Origin of the sequence: Streptomyces sp. NPDC101166, from assembly GCF_044768125.1 — a bacterium.
Lineage (GTDB): Bacteria > Actinomycetota > Actinomycetes > Streptomycetales > Streptomycetaceae > Streptomyces.
In genome coordinates this window covers 1-1,029 of record NZ_JBIWPF010000378.1, presented here as the reverse complement: position 1 = coordinate 1,029, position 1,029 = coordinate 1, and the positions used below count along the sequence as shown (strand labels likewise).

Genomic DNA, 1,029 nt, shown 5'->3' with positions numbered 1-1,029 from the left:
CGTGCGCCACACCGGCGGCCGTCACCATGTTCAGCGCGCCCGGCCCGATCGAGGAGGTCGCGACCCCGACCTGTCGCCGCTGCGTGGCCTTGGCCAGCCCGACAGCGGCCAGCGCCATGCCCTCCTCGGTGTGCCCGCGCCACAGCGGCAGCGCGTCGCGATGCTCGGCCAGCGCGGTGCCCAGACCCAGCACATTGCCGTGCCCGAAGATGCCGAAAGCAGCCGGGAACAACGGCACTTCGACGCCTTCCAGGGTTTCCGAGCGCTGGGCGACGAGCCAGGCCACCAGCGCCTGCGCGGTCGTGAGCTTCATCCGAGCCGTCCTTCGTGGGAGGTGACCGGGCACCGGGGGTCCGCCGCTTCCGACGCCCAACTCGCCCGCACCCAGGCGTGCGCAGGGTCGTCGCAGAAGGCCATGGACCGTTCGGGCGCGGGACCGGCCAGCACGTTGAGGTAGTACATGGGGTAGCCGGGCGCGGCCACGCAGGGACCGTGGTAGCCGTGCGGCACCAGGAAGACATCGCCGTCACGGACGGCCACGTTCTCGTCGAGTGCGCCATCAGGGGTGTAGGTGCGGTGGAATCCGAAACCTTCAGGGCTCGTGGTGATTCCGTCGCGCCCCGCGATGCGGAAGTAGTAGATCTCCTCGTTCACGACCTCGCACTCGGAGGCTTCGTCGTGTTTGTGCGGTGGATAGGAGGACCAGTTCCCGTCCGGGGTGATCAGTTCACAAGCATTGAGCTTGTCGGCGTGATCCCACACGCCGGGCGTGCCGAAGTTGGTGACCTGCCGGGTGGCGGGACCGGCACCGCGCACCTCGACCGGAACCTGCTCAGCCGGACCATATTTCGGCTCCAGCCGCCTGCCGCACCGAGCCATCGGTAGCGCGACCTCCAAACCGTCCACCGTCGACAGCTCCACCTCCGCGTCGCGGGGCACATAGGCGAAGTCGGTCACCCGCGTGAACACGGAATCCCGTCCGGCGTGCACGGTGCGGGTGGACGGGATGACCTTCGAACTGGCCGGACG

2 protein-coding genes are annotated in these 1,029 nt (G+C 69.1%); both read right to left on the bottom strand.

The genetic code is table 11. From position 1 onward, the window contains the following. A partial coding sequence (locus tag ACIRS4_RS39255; protein WP_404205225.1) for a thiamine pyrophosphate-binding protein occupies nt 1-313 on the bottom strand: 313 nt, incomplete at its 3' end. Continuing rightward, on the bottom strand, nt 310-1,029 hold a 720-nt coding region (gene iolB / locus ACIRS4_RS39250; protein WP_404205223.1), incomplete at its 5' end, for a 5-deoxy-glucuronate isomerase. The genes iolB and ACIRS4_RS39255, both read right to left, overlap by 4 nt.